Source organism: Polaromonas sp. P1_G2 (assembly GCF_056405515.1).
In genome coordinates this window covers 1-381 of record NZ_JBFUBY010001586.1, presented here as the reverse complement: position 1 = coordinate 381, position 381 = coordinate 1, and the positions used below count along the sequence as shown (strand labels likewise).

Sequence of the window (381 nt, the reverse complement as noted above, 5' to 3'; positions counted from 1 at the left end):
GTAATTTCACCGCCGAAGCCTCGGTGGACAGCGAGCAGATGCGCAACAAGCTGCTATCCGTTTTCGACGAAATCGAGGCCGCCTACGCCTATTGCCTGCGGGCGGCGATCGAAGCGGGCGAGGTCCCCGCTGATCTCGACGTGACGGAGACGGCTGCGCTGATCCTGCAGTCCCTGCAAGGTGCGAACCTGCTGGCCAAGGCGCACCGCGACCCAGCGCCGGTCGATCGCTTCAAGAAAACGCTATTTGAGAAAATCCTGAAATAGGCCGACCTGGGGCGGCAGCTGCATCCATATATCAGGGGTTATGTAGGAATTACCCCCAGCTCCCTCTGCATTTCCGCAAGCTTCTGGGATCGGACCTCACGGAGAGCGGCTCTCT

The 381-nt window shown here is 60.1% G+C and carries 1 protein-coding gene; it reads left to right on the top strand.

Annotation, left to right across the window (positions count from 1 at the left end; genetic code table 11):
* Positions 1-266, top strand: a 266-nt coding sequence (locus AC1D0P_RS31660) for a TetR family transcriptional regulator C-terminal domain-containing protein (RefSeq protein WP_477680343.1), incomplete at its 5' end; no start/stop codon positions are given.
* Between the last annotated feature and the right edge of the window lie 115 nt (positions 267-381).